Origin of the sequence: Pantoea sp. AG1095 (genome assembly GCF_003208415.1) — a bacterium.
Taxonomy (GTDB): Bacteria; Pseudomonadota; Gammaproteobacteria; order Enterobacterales; family Enterobacteriaceae; genus Pantoea; species Pantoea leporis.
This window is the reverse complement of sequence record NZ_QKMJ01000002.1, coordinates 120,914-137,299: the sequence shown is the minus strand read 5'-3', so window position 1 is coordinate 137,299 and position 16,386 is coordinate 120,914. Positions and strand designations below refer to the sequence as shown.

Annotated in this window: 14 protein-coding genes and 6 tRNA genes; 13 read left to right on the top strand and 7 right to left on the bottom strand. The window is 54.7% G+C overall.

Annotated elements, in window-relative coordinates; genetic code table 11:
- Positions 1-11: 11 nt before the first annotated feature.
- Positions 12-977: a glucokinase gene (gene glk, locus DEU53_RS07250; RefSeq protein ID WP_101763595.1), complete on the bottom strand. Its 966-nt coding sequence runs from the start codon at positions 975-977 to the stop codon at positions 12-14.
- A gap of 160 nt (positions 978-1,137) precedes the next feature.
- A complete protein-coding gene (locus DEU53_RS07245) occupies positions 1,138-2,790 on the bottom strand; it encodes an alpha-keto acid decarboxylase family protein (RefSeq protein ID WP_110866528.1) in 1,653 nt (550 codons plus the stop codon).
- Between the two features lie 213 nt (positions 2,791-3,003).
- Between DEU53_RS07245 and mgrA the strand changes: the two genes are divergently transcribed.
- Positions 3,004-3,993 carry an L-glyceraldehyde 3-phosphate reductase gene (gene mgrA, locus DEU53_RS07240; protein ID WP_110866527.1) on the top strand — a complete coding sequence of 330 codons (990 nt, stop codon included), beginning with the start codon at positions 3,004-3,006 and terminating at the stop codon, positions 3,991-3,993.
- A gap of 159 nt (positions 3,994-4,152) precedes the next feature.
- Positions 4,153-4,509, top strand: a complete 357-nt coding sequence (locus tag DEU53_RS07235; RefSeq protein ID WP_101763592.1) for a DUF2502 domain-containing protein — start codon at positions 4,153-4,155, stop codon at positions 4,507-4,509.
- Between the two features lie 45 nt (positions 4,510-4,554).
- On the opposite strand, the gene DEU53_RS07230 is transcribed toward DEU53_RS07235, so the two are convergent.
- Positions 4,555-5,796: an Nramp family divalent metal transporter gene (locus DEU53_RS07230; protein WP_008101352.1), complete on the bottom strand. Its 1,242-nt coding sequence runs from the start codon at positions 5,794-5,796 to the stop codon at positions 4,555-4,557.
- 369 nt (positions 5,797-6,165) lie between these two features.
- Between DEU53_RS07230 and DEU53_RS07225 the strand changes: the two genes are divergently transcribed.
- From DEU53_RS07225 to DEU53_RS07210, 4 genes are all read left to right on the top strand, one after another.
- Positions 6,166-7,356 carry a NupC/NupG family nucleoside CNT transporter gene (locus DEU53_RS07225; RefSeq protein ID WP_101763591.1) on the top strand — a complete coding sequence of 397 codons (1,191 nt, stop codon included), beginning with the start codon at positions 6,166-6,168 and terminating at the stop codon, positions 7,354-7,356.
- 192 nt (positions 7,357-7,548) lie between these two features.
- Positions 7,549-8,637, top strand: coding sequence for an LLM class flavin-dependent oxidoreductase (locus tag DEU53_RS07220; RefSeq protein ID WP_110866526.1), 1,089 nt, complete (start codon positions 7,549-7,551; stop codon positions 8,635-8,637).
- Positions 8,638-8,642: 5 nt separating this feature from the next.
- Positions 8,643-9,233, top strand: a complete 591-nt coding sequence (locus DEU53_RS07215) for a cysteine dioxygenase (protein ID WP_101763589.1) — start codon at positions 8,643-8,645, stop codon at positions 9,231-9,233.
- Positions 9,226-10,842 carry a rhodanese homology domain-containing protein gene (locus DEU53_RS07210; protein ID WP_110866525.1) on the top strand — a complete coding sequence of 539 codons (1,617 nt, stop codon included), beginning with the start codon at positions 9,226-9,228 and terminating at the stop codon, positions 10,840-10,842. The genes DEU53_RS07215 and DEU53_RS07210 overlap by 8 nt, the downstream gene beginning before the upstream one ends.
- Positions 10,843-10,966: 124 nt before the next feature.
- Here DEU53_RS07210 and DEU53_RS07205 read toward each other — a convergent pair.
- Both DEU53_RS07205 and DEU53_RS07200 read right to left on the bottom strand, forming a co-directional pair.
- Positions 10,967-11,042: transfer RNA gene (locus DEU53_RS07205), tRNA-Ala, on the bottom strand.
- Positions 11,043-11,084: 42 nt separating this feature from the next.
- A tRNA-Ala gene (locus tag DEU53_RS07200) sits at positions 11,085-11,160 on the bottom strand.
- A 362-nt stretch (positions 11,161-11,522) separates the two neighbouring features.
- On the opposite strand from DEU53_RS07200, the gene DEU53_RS07195 reads away from it, so the two are divergent.
- Positions 11,523-12,311, top strand: coding sequence for a formate/nitrite transporter family protein (locus DEU53_RS07195; RefSeq protein ID WP_101763587.1), 789 nt, complete (start codon positions 11,523-11,525; stop codon positions 12,309-12,311).
- A 111-nt stretch (positions 12,312-12,422) separates the two neighbouring features.
- Entirely contained in the window at positions 12,423-12,776 is a 354-nt protein-coding gene (locus DEU53_RS07190) for a YfeC-like transcriptional regulator (RefSeq protein WP_110866524.1), read from the top strand.
- A 35-nt stretch (positions 12,777-12,811) separates the two neighbouring features.
- On the opposite strand, the gene gltX is transcribed toward DEU53_RS07190, so the two are convergent.
- Entirely contained in the window at positions 12,812-14,233 is a 1,422-nt protein-coding gene (gene gltX, locus DEU53_RS07185; protein ID WP_110866523.1) for a glutamate--tRNA ligase, read from the bottom strand.
- Between the two features lie 273 nt (positions 14,234-14,506).
- Between gltX and DEU53_RS07180 the strand changes: the two genes are divergently transcribed.
- The 5 genes from DEU53_RS07180 (at position 14,507) to DEU53_RS07160 (ending at position 15,395) form a co-directional block, all read left to right on the top strand.
- A tRNA-Val gene (locus DEU53_RS07180) sits at positions 14,507-14,582 on the top strand.
- Positions 14,583-14,631: 49 nt separating this feature from the next.
- Positions 14,632-14,707: transfer RNA gene (locus DEU53_RS07175), tRNA-Val, on the top strand.
- Between the two features lie 41 nt (positions 14,708-14,748).
- Positions 14,749-14,824 (top strand) — tRNA-Val (locus DEU53_RS07170).
- Positions 14,825-14,828: 4 nt separating this feature from the next.
- Positions 14,829-14,904: transfer RNA gene (locus DEU53_RS07165), tRNA-Lys, on the top strand.
- A gap of 161 nt (positions 14,905-15,065) precedes the next feature.
- Complete coding sequence (locus DEU53_RS07160; protein ID WP_101763584.1) at positions 15,066-15,395, top strand: FlxA-like family protein; 330 nt, start codon at positions 15,066-15,068, stop codon at positions 15,393-15,395.
- On the opposite strand, the gene DEU53_RS07155 is transcribed toward DEU53_RS07160, so the two are convergent.
- Positions 15,392-16,312, bottom strand: a complete 921-nt coding sequence (locus DEU53_RS07155) for a LysR family transcriptional regulator (RefSeq protein WP_101763583.1) — start codon at positions 16,310-16,312, stop codon at positions 15,392-15,394. The genes DEU53_RS07160 and DEU53_RS07155 overlap by 4 nt on opposite strands.
- Between the last annotated feature and the right edge of the window lie 74 nt (positions 16,313-16,386).

The window sequence follows — 16,386 nt, the reverse complement described above, 5'->3', positions numbered from 1 at the left end:
CGCCTGCGTGTTTACAGCTCGCGGCCCAACACCTGACGCAGGTGCGCACCGGCGCCGAGTAAGCCCGGCTGATCGTGAGTAATCATATATACCGGAATATCGACCAGGTAATCGCGGAAGCGACCTTTATCTTCAAATGCCGCGCGGAAACCGGAGGCTTTAAAGAAATCGAGGAAGCGCGGCACAATACCGCCCGCGATATAAACGCCGCCGAAGGTGCCCAGATTCAGCGCCAGGTTGCCGCCAAAACGGCCCATGATCACGCAGAACAACGACAGCGCGCGACGGCAATCGATGCAGGTATCTTTTAATGCGCGTTCGGTGACATCTTTAGGCTTGAGGTTTTCTGGCTCACGCTCATCTGACTTCACGATGGCGCGATACAGATTAACCAAACCGGCACCGGACAGCACGCGTTCCGCCGAAACGTGGCCAATCTCCGCGCGCAGCACTTCGAGAATTTCACCCTCTTCTTCGCTATTTGGCGCGAAGTCAACGTGACCGCCCTCGCCCGGCAAGCTGATCCAGCGCTTATCCACGTGCACTAAATGGCTGACGCCGAGGCCGGTACCCGCACCATAAATCGCGATAGGCTTGCCTTCAACCGGCGCTCTACCGCCAAACTGAATCACTTCCTGTTCGCTCAGCATCGGAATCGCCATCGAAACGGCGGTGAAATCATTGATGATTTCCAGGCTTTCCAGCGCCAGATGCTCTTTCATCACTTTGGTCGAGAACGCCCAATCGTGGTTGGTCATCTCCACCCAATCGCCGGTAATCGGACAGGCAATGGCGATACAGGCGTGCTTAATGTCCTGTTTTTGCTCGTCCAGATAGTGGCGAATCACCGCTTCGAGATTGTCGTAGTCTGATGTTGAGAAGGTTTGGGCTTGCGAGATAGCGCCGTTTTCTACCTCACACAATGCGAGACGGGCATTGGTACCGCCCACATCGCCGACCAGGGCGTATGTTGTCATTCTTCTGCTGCTCCGCTTGGGTCATAAACAATTGCAGGACACTATAAAAGCCTGCCAATAAAACAACAACGCCCACCTGCACGATGGGCGTAATCCATTCAAAGATGCTGCACAGCCTACCGATCACCTGCCCGACTTCCCAGCGGCAACTTTCCGAAATTTAGCCACTATTACGCTGATGCAGTGCGGCGGTGACTTTACGCAGCAGCGGCGGCAAGTCCTGTTTGTCCATCACCACTTCCACCAGCGACAGACGTCGATTCCGCATCAATTGTTCCATCACCGCGTCGAGTTGCACCGTTTCGCTGACGCGCCAGCTTTGCGCCGCACAGTGCTGGCTCAGTGCCTGCGGTAGCGCGGTCCAGTTCCATTGCGCGATATCATTGTAACGTTGCTCAGCACCGTGAATCGCGCGCTCAACGGTATAACCATCGTTATTAATCAAGAAGATAATCGGCTGCTGGCCGTCGCGCAGCATCGAACCTAACTCCTGAATCGTCAGCTGCGCAGAGCCATCGCCAATGATCAGGATGACCCGCCGATCTGGCTGCGCGGTTTGCGCACCAAAAGTGGCGGGTAAAGTATAGCCAATCGATCCCCACAGCGGTTGCACCAGCAGTTGCGCATCCTGCGGTAAACGCAGCGCCGCCGCACCAAAGGCCGCAGTGCCTTGATCGGCAAGGATAATATCACCGGGTTGCAGGAAGCGCTGCATCGCCTGCCAGAATGCCTGCTGACTGATTACCGCCGCAGCAATTTGCTCACTTTCCTCGCACTCAGGCGCATCTGCCAGCCGCCAGTGCGCGCAGTGACGCTGATAAATCGGCGTCAGCGCCGCCAGCGCCTGCTGCATGCTCAACGGCGCAAACACCTCGCCAGCGACCGTGGCCTGAAACGGCTGCAGATCGATCACGCGCTCGGCGGGCAGATTTTGTGTGAAGCCGGCGGTTAAGGTGTCGGTAAACCGCACGCCGACGCACAGCGTAACGTCGGTATCTTCGATGGCCTGACGCACCGCATCGCTGCTGCCTTGCGCGGCATACGTACCGACGAAGCCCGGCTGCTGCTCGTTCAGCACGCCCTTGCCCATCAACAAGGTGGCGGCAGGAATCGCACGCAGCTGGCGCAACACCTCAAGCTGTGGCTGCAACTGCCAGCGTGAGGCCAGGAAATCGGCCAACAGCGCCACGCGCTGTGCTGGTGCCAGCAAGCGTTCTGCCGCATCGGCAAAGGCCACGGCAACCTGCTGATGGTTATCTGCGGCTGTGGCTTTTTCCTCTGATAGCGAAATCTCAGCCGCCGCCACATCCACCGCCAGCAGTAAATAGCCGGGGCGATGTTGCGTTAGCGCCTCGCTGATAACGCGATCAATCTCAGTCACTGCGTTTTCCGCCGTCAGCACCGCCGATGCCACACTTACTTCCTGCGCCATACGCAGGAAGTGACCAAAATCGCCGTCGCCCAGCGAATGGTGCACACAATCGCCCTGCTGTTGCGCCTGACTGGCGGGCGCGCCAACGATATGAATCACCGGCACATATTCGGCATAGCTGCCGGCGATGCCGTTGATAGCGCTGAGCTCGCCGACGCCAAAGGTGGTCAGCAGTGCCGCCGCACCGTTGCAGCGCCCGTAACCATCCGCCGCATACGCCGCATTCAGTTCATTGGCACAGCCAACCCAGGCAATGTCGGGATGCGCAATCACGCTGTCGAGAAATTGCAGGTTGTAATCGCCGGGCACGCCGAACAGATGACGGATGCCAGCTTGCTGTAATCGGTGCAGTAAATAATCGCCAACATTCGGGTTTTTCATCGACAGCTCCTTGTTAAGGGGATAATCACGAGTATTAGCGATGTGGCTGAATTGGCGAGATATTCATCATCGTGGCGTGGTGATTTGTGGCAAGCATTCGTTACGACGACAGATAATTCTGTAAGTTGCGATCTTCGGCGCGTTTCGCCTTAGTGTAAACGCATACACTGATATGCTGATGTCACTTTCTCCCCTATGAGACAGGAACGCTGCATGAGTGCTTTTCCCCATCCCGAACGTTATCAACAGATGCAATACCGCCGCAGTGGCCGTAGCGGCCTGAAGTTACCGGCGATTTCACTGGGTTTGTGGCATAACTTTGGCGACAGTACGCGCGTCGATAACAGCCGTGAACTGCTGCGCCATGCCTTTGATCGCGGCATTACCCATTTCGATCTCGCCAATAATTACGGCCCGCCGCCGGGATCGGCGGAATCCAACTTTGGTCGCATTCTGCGCGAGGATTTTCAGGGACTGCGTGACGAGCTGGTGATTTCAACTAAAGCCGGTTACACCATGTGGGACGGCCCATACGGCGATTGGGGTTCGCGCAAGTATCTGATTTCCAGTCTCGATCAAAGCCTGAAGCGCATGGGATTGGAGTACGTTGATATCTTCTATCATCACCGCCCCGATCCCGAAACGCCGCTGGAAGAGACCATGCGTGCGCTGGATCAGGTGGTGCGTCAGGGCAAAGCGCTGTATGCCGCCATCTCCAACTATCCGGCAGACAAAGCTGCCGAAGCGATTGCGATTCTGCGCGACCTCGGCACGCCTTGCCTGATCCACCAGCCGCGTTATTCGATGTTTGAACGTATGCCTGAGCAGGGTTTACTGGATGTGCTGGGCGACAACGGCGTTGGTTGCATCGCCTTCTCGCCGCTGGCGGGTGGCGTGTTAACCGACCGCTATTTGCAGGGTATTCCACAAGACTCGCGCATCGCCAGCGGCAGTAAGTTCCTGAATGAAAACCAGCTGACGCAAGAGAAGATGGAAAAAGTGCGTCAGCTGCAGGCGATTGCCCAACAGCGCGGCCAGAAGCTGGCGCAGATGGCGCTGAGCTGGGTGCTGCGCGATGCGCGTGTTACCTCGGTGCTGATTGGCGCCAGTAAAACCGCGCAAATTGATGATGCGGTTGAGATGTTGAGCCAGCCGGAACTAAGCCAGGATGAGATCGACGCTATCCACAACATCTTAGTGTAAACGTTTACCCGCCCGGCATTGGTCGGGCGTTTTCCGCAGCAGAAAATTCTCATTTCAGATTTACCTCAGCGTTTTCAGACTGATTCTCAAGGCTTCCCTGGTCCGATGTGGCAAACTAGCGCAACGGTGGCAGTTATAAGCTACTGAAAAGGAGAAGTTATGAAACGTGCCATTTTGTTTGCCGCCTTGCTGGCAACCTTATCCCCATTGGCTATCAGCACAGCACAAGCCGACAGCGCCACCATCAATTTGGGTCCGGGCGTTACGCTGCATCTCGGCGATCGCGATCGTCACGGTAATTACTGGGACGGGGGGCGCTGGCGCGAGCCGCGCTGGTGGAACGATCGTTATCAGTACAATGATCATCGCTGGTGGCGTCACGAAGAGTGGAAACGTCATCGCGCCTATGAACGTGAGCGCGAACGCCGCTGGCATGAGCGTGAACGTCGTGAACATCACCGCCACGATCATCGCCATGATGATCGTCGAGGTCACCACGATCACCATCATCACTAAACAAAAAATCCCGCACAATGGCGGGATTTTTCTTTTCTCTGGCAGTTACCAACCGAGCGCTTCGCCGACCAGCAAATAGAGATTGAGCGCGATCACCAGCACCACAATCAGCCGCCCGGCATTCTGCATCAGACGCGAGTTCACCATCTCATCGCCCATCAATTCGCGGTTGCCGGTAAAGGAGAGCAGCGGAATCAGCGCCAGCGCGATACCAAAACTCAACAGCACCTGACTCATTACCAGAATGCGCGTGGGATCCCAGCCCGCCCAAATTACTATAAAAGAGGGCAACATGGTGATGGTGCGGCGGAACCACAGCGGAATGTGGAAACGGATAAAGCCCTGCATCACCACTTGTCCCGCCAGCGTGCCAACCACGGTTGAGGAGAGACCGGCAGCCACCAGACTCAAACCGAACACAATCGCCGCCGCTTCACCCAACAGCGGTTGCAGCGTTAGGTATGCCTGATCGAGATCGACGATGCTGGAGTGACCGCTAAAGTGAAACGCCGCGGCGGCGGTGGCCATCATCGCCAGATTCACAAAGCCAGCGATGGTCATGGCGATAGCCACATCCAGCTTGGTTGAACTGTAACGTTGCGCCTTGCTGCCTTTATTGCCGTGCTGCGTCAGCGCCGAGTGCAGATAAATCACGTGCGGCATAATGGTGGCGCCTAACACACCAGCAGCGAGGAATACCGCATCCGATGTTGGCAGCGATGGCAGCGCCATGCCAACCACCAGCTCACTCACTTTAGGCTGGGAGAAAAACAGCTCCACAATATAAGCCGCCGCTACAAACAGCAGCAGACCGCCAATCACCAGTTCCAGCGGCTTCTGCCCGCGACTTTGCAGCATTAGAATCAGGTAGGTCGCGATACCGGTTAACACCGCACCCTGCAGCAGGGAAATGCCAAGTAATAGCTTGAAGCCGAGCGCCGCGCCGATAAATTCAGCGAGATCGGTGGCCATGGCGATGATTTCCGCCTGCACCCAATAGAACCACACCGCCGGGCGCGGGAAGCGATCGCGGATGTGTTCTGCAAGATTTTTGCCGGTAGCAATGCCCAGCTTGGCGGACATCAGCTGGATCAGCATCGCCATGACGTTGGCCCACACCACCACCCATAACAGCTTGTAGCCGTAGGCGGCGCCGGCCTGAATGTTGGTCGCGAAGTTGCCGGGATCGATGTAGCCAATCGCCGCAATAAAGGCGGGGCCCAGCAGCGCGAGTTTGATCTTTCTGGCTCCGCGAGCGGCGCGCTCGGCGGTGCGGCTTTCTAGCATAGTTTTACCCTGTCCTAATGCTTGTTGACCTGTCCAGATTAAGGGTCATTCAAGGCAGATGAAATTTGGTTATAGTTATTGTAGTAATAGATGGTGCTATAAAGTATAGCCATTGCTATACATTGCGGTAAAGTCAGTTCTTGCTAAAAACAAGTGCAACGCAAAAGACTCTACTCTTGGGTTATTTTATAGACAATGTTTTTGTGGATATTTCTTGTGATGAATTTGTAATAGGGTTGTGAGCGGTCAGACTTATCTGAGAAAAAACGCGATAGCGAATACTTATAATGTGGTTTTGATCTCGTTTTTAAGTAACGCGTTACATAGAATACGCAACAAAATACAACCCTCCTCAAATTTGGAGCCGACATGTCCCATGTTTTGCATTTTCTTTTAGCACTAGTGGTGGTAGCGGTGCTGGCCTTGCTGGTCAGCCACGATCGTAAAAGCATCCGTCTTCGTTATATCGTTCAACTTCTGGTAATCGAAATTCTGCTGGCCTGGTTCTTCCTGAACTCCTCCATCGGTCTCGGCTTTGTGCAGGGCTTCGCAGGTTTCTTCGATCATCTGCTCAAATATGCCGCCGAAGGCACCAACTTCGTGTTTGGCAATATGAGCGAAAAAGGCCTCGCTTTCTTCTTCCTCAACGTGCTTTGCCCCATCATTTTCATCTCTGCGTTAATCGGTATTTTGCAGCATTTCCGCATCTTGCCGTGGGTGATTCGCGGCATTGGTACCGTGCTGTCCAAAGTAAACGGTATGGGCAAACTGGAATCCTTTAACGCCGTGAGCTCTCTGATTTTGGGACAGTCAGAAAACTTCATCGCCTATAAAGATATCCTTGGCAAAATGTCACAGCGCCGTATGTACACCATGGCAGCGACTGCCATGTCGACCGTTTCGATGTCAATTGTCGGCGCCTACATGACCATGCTGCAGCCAAAATATGTGGTGGCCGCGCTGGTATTGAACATGTTCAGCACCTTTATTGTGCTGTCGCTGATTAACCCGTACCGCGTGGATAGCGAAGAAGATCTGCAATTGCAGGACCTGCATAAAGGCCAGAGCTTCTTCGAAATGCTGGGCGAATACATCCTCGCCGGTTTTAAAGTTGCGATGATTGTTGCCGCAATGCTGATTGGTTTTATCGCCTTGATCACCGGTCTGAACGCGCTGTTCGACCTGATTTTCGGCATCAGCTTCCAGGGCGTGCTGGGCTATGTGTTCTATCCATTTGCGTGGGTGATGGGTGTTCCTTCACACGAAGCGCTGCAAGTAGGCAGCATCATGGCCACCAAACTGGTTTCCAACGAATTCGTGGCAATGATGGATCTGCAGAAAATCGCCGGTCAGCTGTCGCCACACTCGGAAGGTATTCTTTCTGTGTTCCTGGTCTCCTTTGCTAACTTCTCCTCTATCGGGATTGTGGCGGGCGCGATTAAAGGTCTGCACGAAGAGCAAGGTAACGTGGTTTCACGCTTCGGCCTGAAACTGCTGTACGGTTCAACGCTGGTGAGCGTGCTGTCAGCCGCTATCGCTGGTCTGGTATTGGCCTTCTGATATACGGGGCGAGCTGCGGCTCGCCCTTCTCTTCTTAATTATTTCAATCGGTTCTAATCCGCGTCGCTTCCGCTTTTCCCCCGCTATCACCCGCTTCACTGTTAAACGCAAAACCTTTGCACAATATTGAATTTCCGTTCACACCGCCTGCGCCCGTAGTTTTTCTCCATGACGTCACTTCAGGAGAACCGCATGAGCATTCAATTCCTTGGCATGATTGGCCACCGCCTCGCTTCCGAAATTATTCCGGCTAGCGGCCCGCTGTTCGATAAAGAGTACATTGCGCGTTTTGCGCGGGCGCACGAAGACGCCGGTTTTGATCGCATTCTGGTGGGCTATTGGTCGGATCAGCCGGATGGTTTTCTGGTCACCGCGCACGCGGCGGCGCACACCTCGACGCTGAAATTTTTGCTGGCGCATCGTCCCGGCTTTGTCTCGCCGACGCTAGCGGCGCGCAAGTTGGCTTCGCTTGATCACCTCACCGACGGTCGCTTAGCGGTGCACATCATCAGCGGCGGCAGCGATGCTGAGCAGCGCCGCGACGGTGACTTCCTCAATAAAGCCGAGCGCTATGCACGTAGCGATGAGTTCCTCACCGTATTGAAGCAGAGCCTCGAATCCGCGCAGCCGTACGATCATCAAGGCCAGTTTTATCAGGCCGAGCAGGCGTTCTCAGCCATCAAACCGCTGCAGAATAAACTGCCCATCTATTTTGGCGGATCGTCGCAGGAGGCGATTGATGTTGCAGCACGCCATGCCGATGTGTTTGCGCTGTGGGGCGAGCCGCTGAAAGGCGCGGAAGAGACGGTACGCAACGTGCGTGCCGCTGCCGCCAGACAGGGCCGCGAAATTAACTTCAACATCTCGTTCCGGCCGATTCTTGGCACAACTGAAAAAGAAGCCTGGGAACGTGCGGAGCACATCCGCGCCACGGCCGAAAAACAGCTTAACGAAAGTGGCTTTGCCTTTGGTAAGGCAAAGCCGCAGAGCGTTGGCGCGCAGCGTTTACTCGCCGCCGCTAATGAAGGCGATCGTCTGGATAAAGTGCTGTGGACCGGTGTCGCAAAACTGGTTCAGGGCGGCTACAACTCCACTGCGCTGGTGGGAACGCCGGAGCAAGTTTCCGATGCACTGCTGGAATATTATCGCCTTGGCATTCATAGCGTGCTGATTCGCGGCTTCGATCCGCTTAACGATGCGGTGGAATATGGTCGCGAGCTGATTCCGCTGACGCGCGAGAAAGTCGATGCGCTCTCAGCCGCCGAGAAAAGGAGCGCCTGAAGCTTATGAGCCAGTATCAGCACCAGCGCCTGCGTGATTTTGTCGCCAATCTTGCCAACTTGCTGGATGCGCAGCCGGAGGAGGCCACGGTGTTGCAACGTGGCAGCGCGTGGCTTGGCGAGTTGATTCGCCACGACGACTGGCTGGACGACGCCTTTACACAACCTCATCCCGAACACTATCAACAATATTTGTTGTATGCCGATGCGCAGCAACGCTTTTCGGTGGTGAGTTTCGTCTGGGGGCCAGGCCAGCAAACGCCGATTCACGACCATCGCGTATGGGGACTGATTGGCATGCTGCGCGGCGCAGAGATTTCACAATCCTGGCAGCCGGGGCCAAACGGATTGCAGCCGGAAGGCGCGCCAGTCCGACTCGATCCCGGCCGCGTTGAAGCGGTGTCGCCGACGGTAGGCGATATTCATCGCGTCAGCAACGCCTATGACGACCGCGTCTCCATCAGCATTCACGTTTATGGCGCCAACATTGGCGCGGTCAAACGCGCGGTCTACCGCGAAGACGGCAGTGAAAAAACGTTTATCTCCGGTTACAGCAACCGTTACTTACCGAACATTTGGGACCTTTCACATGACTAAACCGGTTTTCCCTTTACGCCAGGCGGCGGAAATTATTGAGGCCCTGCGTCAGCAGCAGGAAGTGGCGATTGTCGATGTGCGCGATGAAGCGCTGTTTGCCACCGCGCATCCGTTGTTTGCCGTGAATATTCCACTGTCAAAACTGGAACTTGAGCTGCTGGACCGCATTCCGCAGCGCACCACCGCGATCACGCTGTATGACGGTAACGAAGGCCTGGCGCAAACCGCTGCCGAACGGATTGCCGCGCTGGGTTACAGCAATGTCGCGCTGCTGGCAGATGATTTGGCCGGCTGGCAAGCGGCGGGCGGCGAACTGTTTATCGACGTGAATTCACCCAGCAAAGCGTTTGGCGAACTGGTTGAGCATCACAATCACACACCTTCTTTATCTGCGGACGAGGTGCATCAGCTGATTAACAGCGATGCTAACGTGGTAGTGCTCGATGCGCGTCGTTTCGATGAATATCAAACCATGAGTATTCCAGGCGCCACCAGCGTGCCGGGCGGTGAACTGGTGCTGCGCGTGCGTGACATCGCGCCATCGCCGGAGACCACGGTGATAGTGAACTGCGCCGGCCGCACGCGCAGTATCATTGGTACGCAATCGCTGGTGAACGCCGGGATTCGCAATCCGGTGTTCGCACTGCGTAATGGTACCATCGGCTGGACGCTGGCCGGGCATGCGCTGGATAAAGGCCAGTCGCGCCGCTACGGTGAGGCCAGCGAAACCGCACAGCGTCAGGCGGCGAACAATGCGCGCATCATCGCCGATCGCGCCGGTGTGGAACGTATCCCACTCGCCACGCTGAAACGCTGGCAGCAGGAGACGCGCACCACTTATCTGTTCGATGTGCGTGATGCCGACGAATATGCCGCCGGGCATCTGCCTGGCAGCCGCCATGTGCCGGGAGGTCAACTGGTGCAGGAGACCGATCATTACGCCAGCGTGCGCGGTGCGCGCATTGTGCTGATTGATGATGACGGCGTGCGCGCCAATATGACCGCATCCTGGCTGGCGCAGCTTGGCTGGCAGGTTTCGGTGCTGGAGGAGCTGCAGGCCAGTGATTTCAGTGAACGCGGTAACTGGAAAGCGCAGGTGCCGCCCGTCGCTCAACCTGAATTCATCTCACCGCAGCAGTTAGCGGAATGGTTGCAGGAAGGGCAAACGCAGGTACTGGATTTCACCACGCGCGCGAACCATCTCCACAGCCATATTCCGGGCGCGGCCTGGTTGCTACGCTCTACCCTGCAGCAGCAAGGCAAAGCATTGTTGCCGGAGGCACGTCGCTATGTTCTGACCTGCGGCAGCAGCCTGCTAGCGGGTTATGCGGTGCAACAAGTGGCTGAGCTGACCGGCAAGCCGGTGTTTGTGCTGGAGGGCGGTAACGCTGCCTGGCGCGAAGCGGGTTTGCCAACGGAGCAAGGAGAGCAGCAACTGTTGTCCCCGGCCATTGATCGCTATCGCCGCCCATATGAAGGCACCGATATTGAAGCGGGCGTGATGCAGGCGTATCTGGACTGGGAATACGGTTTAGTGGCGCAGCTGGATCGCGATGGCACGCACGGTTTCCGGGTGCTGCAATTGCAGCCGCAGGCTGTTACGGCCTGATGATAATTTGCGTGGTGAGTGATGAGGTCGCCAAAATGGCGGCCCTTCAAACGACAAAAATCGCAATTTACTGCGTTGCGTTTAAGAAGGTATTTTTTGAATGTGTTCAGAATGAACAGAGATTTGGTGGAGATAAGCGGGATCGAACCGCTGACCTCTTGCATGCCATGCAAGCGCTCTCCCAGCTGAGCTATACCCCCACATCTGGAAATCATTTTTCGGTCAAACCGTTGGGAGCGGTTTGGTGGAGATAAGCGGGATCGAACCGCTGACCTCTTGCATGCCATGCAAGCGCTCTCCCAGCTGAGCTATACCCCCGAACCGAAAAACTGCCGAGTAAACTCGACGGACGGGATAATATGAAACCGCCCCTTGAGTGTCAACGTCAAATTCACGTTCTGTGTTTGATCGCTGAAAAAGGCGTCAACCCCGCGTCAGCATGGCTTTTTTTTCAACACGCCATCCCGCTGCGCGACTATTTATATGCAACCTCCGGCAATGCTTCCCCACTCCAACCTCAACCCAGCGTTAACTTTAGGTTAAAGATGTTAGAAGCAGTCTTGTTTTCGTTAAAAGTGCGTGTAAAACTTAGCGCGCTAATTAACCGGTCATCCTACCAGGGTGTTCTCTCAATGACCGGCCAGCAACGTCCCCATTAATCCATAAAAGAAAAGTGAACTATGTCGCTGCATACACCTAAAGAGATCGCCCAACTGGCGATTCAAGCTGGCGTGGCTAAAAGCCGCCTGCCTATCTCCACCTTGTTGATTCTTGGCTTTATGGCCGGTGCGTTTATCGCCACTGGCTTCCTGCTCGATCTGCATGTCATTAACCAACTGCCTGCTGAATGGGGTTCATTCGGCGTGCTGCTCGGCGCTGCGGTGTTCCCGGTCGGGTTGATCATGACGGTACTGGCGGGCGGCGAGCTGCTGACCGGCAATATGATGACGATGCCCATCGCCTGGTTCGCTCGTCGCATCAGTGGCTTCAGCGTTCTGCGTAACTGGTTTTGGGTTACCCTCGCCAATTTCATTGGCAGCGTTGCGGTTGCATGGTTCTTTGGTCACATGCTGGGCATGACCGAAGGCGATTACCTGAAAAAAACCGTGGCGATTGCGCACGCAAAAGTGAATGCCGATTTCCTGCACGCCTTTATTTCCGGCGTGGGCTGCAACTGGCTGGTGTGTCTGGCGGTATGGCTCGCCTTCGCCAGTAAAGATGTAGTAGGTAAAATCTTCGGTATGTGGTTCCCGGTGATGGCGTTCGTGGCGATTGGCTTCCAGCACGTTGTCGCAAACATGTTTATTGTTCCGGCGGCAATTTTTGCCGGGCAGATGAGCTGGGCGGAATTTGCGCCAAATGTGATCGCGGTGTTCCTCGGTAACGGCGTGGGCGGTGCAATTTTTGTTGGCCTCACCTATTTCATCGCTTTCCGTCCGGAACAACCCGCAGTGAGCCAGGCGCAATAACCTAATTTTGCCTTTTGTTGGAGAGCAGAAGGCATTTTCTGTTCAGGTTACTTTTCCCCGTTACGTTTTGTTGTAATATGTAGAACTAATGTATTTAACAGGGACAGCATCGTGAAAAAGGAATGGCTTACCCCCGAGGAGCTCGCGCAGGAAACGGGCTACAGTCGGCAAACGGTGAATAAATGGATCAAGCGTGAAAACTGGACAACCACGCCAAAGCCCGGTGTTCAGGGCGGTAAAGCGCGATTGATCCATATAGATGAGCGCGTAAAGAGCTTTGTTCAATCCACCCGCCACGCGAACGAACCGGCGGCTAATTACGGTGCACAACAAAATACGTTACCTGCGTTATTAATAAATTCTGTCCAGCAAATGACGGCAGCGGAGCAAGAGCAATTTGCGGCGTTGTTGTTGCGGGAGGGAATTCGAGGCGTACTGGAACGTCTGGGGATTCAGGAAGAATAAATAAGCCGGAAGCAGATGCTTCCGGCTTTTTCATATTATGCGTTTGCTTCGCGCTCCGCGATGAATGCCAGCGCTTTTTCGATTCGCGCAACGCAGCGGCTGCGACCAATTGCTTCCACCGTCACATCCAGCGCCGGTGACTGACCAGAACCGGTCACCGCTACACGCAGTGGCATACCGACTTTGCCCATCCCCAGCTCCAGCTCATCTGCCGCAGACTGAATTGCATGATGCACATTCTCTGCGTTCCAGTTGCTGTCGCTGATTGCAGCCAGTTTGTCGCGCACCACTTCCAGCGGCTGACGCGCGACCGGACGCAGATGCTTCTTCGCCGCGTCAGCATCAAAGGCTTCAAACTCTTCATAGAAGTAACGGCAAGATGCCGCAATCTCTACCAGGGTTTTGCAACGCTCGCCCAGTAAGGTAACCAGCTTTGCCAACTCCGGACCGGTGCGGGTATCAATCTTCTGCTGCTCAATATGCCATTGCAGCTGCGTAGCAACGTACTCCGGCGGCAGCGTATTAATGTAGTGATGATTTAGCCACTGCAGTTTTTCAGTATTGAAAGCACTGGCCGACTTACTCACGGCATCCAGAGTGAACAGCTCTGCCATTTCCGGCACGCTGAAAATCTCCTGATCGCCATGTGACCAGCCAAGACGTACCAGATAGTTGAGCAGCGCTTCCGGCAAATAACCGTCATCACGATACTGCATCACGCCAACAGCGCCATGACGCTTGGACAACTTCTTACTGTCATCGCCGAGGATCATTGATACGTGCGCGTAGGTTGGCACTTCTGCACCGATCGCTTTCAGGATATTGATCTGGCGTGGCGTGTTGTTGATATGGTCTTCACCACGAATCACGTGAGTGATGCCCATATCCCAGTCATCCACCACCACACAGAAGTTATAGGTGGGCGAACCGTCGGTGCGGCGAATGATCAGGTCATCCAGTTCCTGGTTGCTGAATTCAATCGGACCACGAATCTGATCGTCAAAGATGACAGAACCGTCCTGCGGGTTGCGGAAGCGCACCACGCACGGCTCATCAGCAGCGTGATGTTCATGGCTGTCGCGGCAGCGACCGTCATAACGCGGCTTTTCGCCTTTTTCCATCTGCTCTTCACGCAGCGCATCGAGACGTTCTTTACTGCAGTAGCATTTATAGGCCGTGCCCGCTTCCAGCATGTCGTCGATCACCGCGTTGTAGCGATCAAAACGCTTGGTCTGATAATACGGACCTTCATCCCAGTTAAGGCTCAGCCAGTTCATACCATCCATGATGGCTTCAATGGCTTCCGGTGTGGAACGCTCCAGATCGGTATCTTCGATACGCAGAACGAATTCGCCTTTGTTATGGCGAGCATAAAGCCAGGAGTAAAGAGCAGTACGAGCACCGCCTACGTGCAGATAGCCCGTTGGGCTGGGTGCGAAGCGAGTTTTGATTTTCATTCAGCATTGCCTTAAATGCGCAGGTTTCATTGTCTGGATGACAAAAAAACGGGTTAACGCGAAAAAACAGTGCGCACATTCTAGCAGGTGAGGCTGATTCCTCAATGATTGTCGCGGTGGCATCCCGGTTTGCTGTGCGCTTTTCTGCTAATAAAACCAGCACATTGGCGAAAAGCACCCCACGATGATTATTTTTAAAGCGAACGCACATTTAAGTTTTAAAAACCGTTGACTCACTTTGAAGGATCCCTATAATGCGACTCCACACAGCGGGGGTGATTAGCTCAGTTGGTAGAGCATCTCCCTTACAAGGAGGGGGTCGGCGGTTCGAGCCCGTCATCACCCACCACTCTTTAGAAGGTTTAAAGATGGCCCGCAGTGAACAAGAGATAAGATATGGGTGATTAGCTCAGTTGGTAGAGCATCTCCCTTACAAGGAGGGGGTCGGCGGTTCGAGCCCGTCATCACCCACCATATCTTAGTCAGATGACACTCTTGTTAAGCAGTACCGAAGTGGGTGATTAGCTCAGTTGGTAGAGCATCTCCCTTACAAGGAGGGGGTCGGCGGTTCGAGCCCGTCATCACCCACCACTTCGGGTCGTTAGCTCAGTTGGTAGAGCAGTTGACTTTTAATCAATTGGTCGCAGGTTCGAATCCTGCACGACCCACCAATGTAGAAAGGCGCCCTAAAGGCGCCTTTTTGCTATGCGTTAAATCTGTGGTTAATGCGCTAAATCCCAACGAACCCTTTTCGCAAGTTTAACATTCCCTGCCCTCAAGCCTCCTTATACTCTGACCGATAACGATAATGGTCTATTGCAAGGAGAAAACCATGTCTATATCCAGCGTAGGTAGTGTCAGCACCGCAAGTAGCGGCGGCGGTTCTACCTCAGAAATCGCCAGCCTCTATAAACAGATTCAATCCATCACTAAGCAGCTGAAAGATCTTTCCAGCGACGATACGCTCACCGATGAGCAAAAGTCTGAACAGGAGCAGATGCTGCAATCACAGATTCAAATGATTGAAGCGCAAATCGCGCAGATTGAGCAGCAGCAAGCTGAGAAAGCGCAACAGAAACAGGAAGCACAGCAACCTGCGGCCACCAAAGCTGATGGTATTAACCGCCCAACTGATACCAATCAAATCAACGTGTACGTTTAAAACGCCGGCTTTAGCATGCGTTGTTGCGTCAGCAGGGCTGCCTGCTGGCGCACTTCCTGCCAGATCGCTTCTGCGGCGGGTGTCAGCGAGCGGTTTTTGCGCTTTATCAGCATCAGGCTGCGATTAATTTCCGGATAAAGACGCCGCACCGTGAGTTTGCGTCCTGACGGCAGCGGCAAGGCCAGCGCAGGCAGAATACTGATGCCAATTCCCGCTTCCACCATCGGATAAAGCGTAGCGGGATGACCGATTTCCTGCACCACATGCACACTCAACGCCAACTGTTGCAGCGCGGCATCAACTAACACGCGACTGCCAGAAGCATAATCCTGCAGCACCATATTGCGTCCCGCCAGCATCGACCATTGCGCCTGTTCAATTTGCGCCAGCTCGTCATCTTCATGACACAGCAGTAAAAAAGGCTCCTGCAAAATCTCTTCGCTGTCGAAATCAGTGTCGTTGAGCGGGCCAATTACAATGCCAAAATCAACCTCCGCATTGCGTACGCTTTGCAGCACCCATTGCTGTACGCGGTCATGCAGGATGACGCGGATATCCGGATAGCGCTGCTGGCTGCTGGCCAGGCACTGCGGCATCAGATGGGCAGAAGGCGTTTGGCTGGCGGCAACACGCACCGTGCCGCTGCGCTGTTCGCCATAGCTGCGCACATCCAACACGGTGGTATTGAGGTCGTCCAGCAGACGATTAAGCCGTGTGGCCAGCTGCTGCCCCGCCTCGGTCAGCATCACTTCCCGCGTGGTGCGATCGAGTAAGCGCACGCCCATTTCCGCTTCCAGCTCTTTAATGCTGTGGCTGACCGCCGATTGACTTAAACCAATCGCTTGGCCGGCCAGACTGAAGCTGCCGTGATGCGCCACCGCGACAAAGGTGCGCAACTGACGTAAGGTGTAATTCATCGATATCGCTCATAGATTGATGCAATAAATCAATTTTATTTCTAAACCCAGCAGGCGCACAATCAGCACCATCA

Excerpts from the sequence above, each read along its gene's own strand:
- glk (WP_101763595.1), bottom strand. The coding sequence starts at position 977 with ATGACAACATACGCCCTGGTCGGCGATGTGGGCGGTACCAATGCCCGT.
- DEU53_RS07245 (WP_110866528.1), bottom strand. The coding sequence starts at position 2,790 with ATGAAAAACCCGAATGTTGGCGATTATTTACTGCACCGATTACAGCAA.
- mgrA (WP_110866527.1), top strand. The coding sequence starts at position 3,004 with ATGAGTGCTTTTCCCCATCCCGAACGTTATCAACAGATGCAATACCGC.
- DEU53_RS07235 (WP_101763592.1), top strand. The coding sequence starts at position 4,153 with ATGAAACGTGCCATTTTGTTTGCCGCCTTGCTGGCAACCTTATCCCCA.
- DEU53_RS07230 (WP_008101352.1), bottom strand. The coding sequence starts at position 5,796 with ATGCTAGAAAGCCGCACCGCCGAGCGCGCCGCTCGCGGAGCCAGAAAG.
- DEU53_RS07225 (WP_101763591.1), top strand. The coding sequence starts at position 6,166 with ATGTCCCATGTTTTGCATTTTCTTTTAGCACTAGTGGTGGTAGCGGTG.
- DEU53_RS07220 (WP_110866526.1), top strand. The coding sequence starts at position 7,549 with ATGAGCATTCAATTCCTTGGCATGATTGGCCACCGCCTCGCTTCCGAA.
- DEU53_RS07215 (WP_101763589.1), top strand. The coding sequence starts at position 8,643 with ATGAGCCAGTATCAGCACCAGCGCCTGCGTGATTTTGTCGCCAATCTT.
- DEU53_RS07210 (WP_110866525.1), top strand. The coding sequence starts at position 9,226 with ATGACTAAACCGGTTTTCCCTTTACGCCAGGCGGCGGAAATTATTGAG.
- DEU53_RS07195 (WP_101763587.1), top strand. The coding sequence starts at position 11,523 with ATGTCGCTGCATACACCTAAAGAGATCGCCCAACTGGCGATTCAAGCT.
- gltX (WP_110866523.1), bottom strand. The coding sequence starts at position 14,233 with ATGAAAATCAAAACTCGCTTCGCACCCAGCCCAACGGGCTATCTGCAC.
- DEU53_RS07160 (WP_101763584.1), top strand. The coding sequence starts at position 15,066 with ATGTCTATATCCAGCGTAGGTAGTGTCAGCACCGCAAGTAGCGGCGGC.
- DEU53_RS07155 (WP_101763583.1), bottom strand. The coding sequence starts at position 16,312 with ATGAATTACACCTTACGTCAGTTGCGCACCTTTGTCGCGGTGGCGCAT.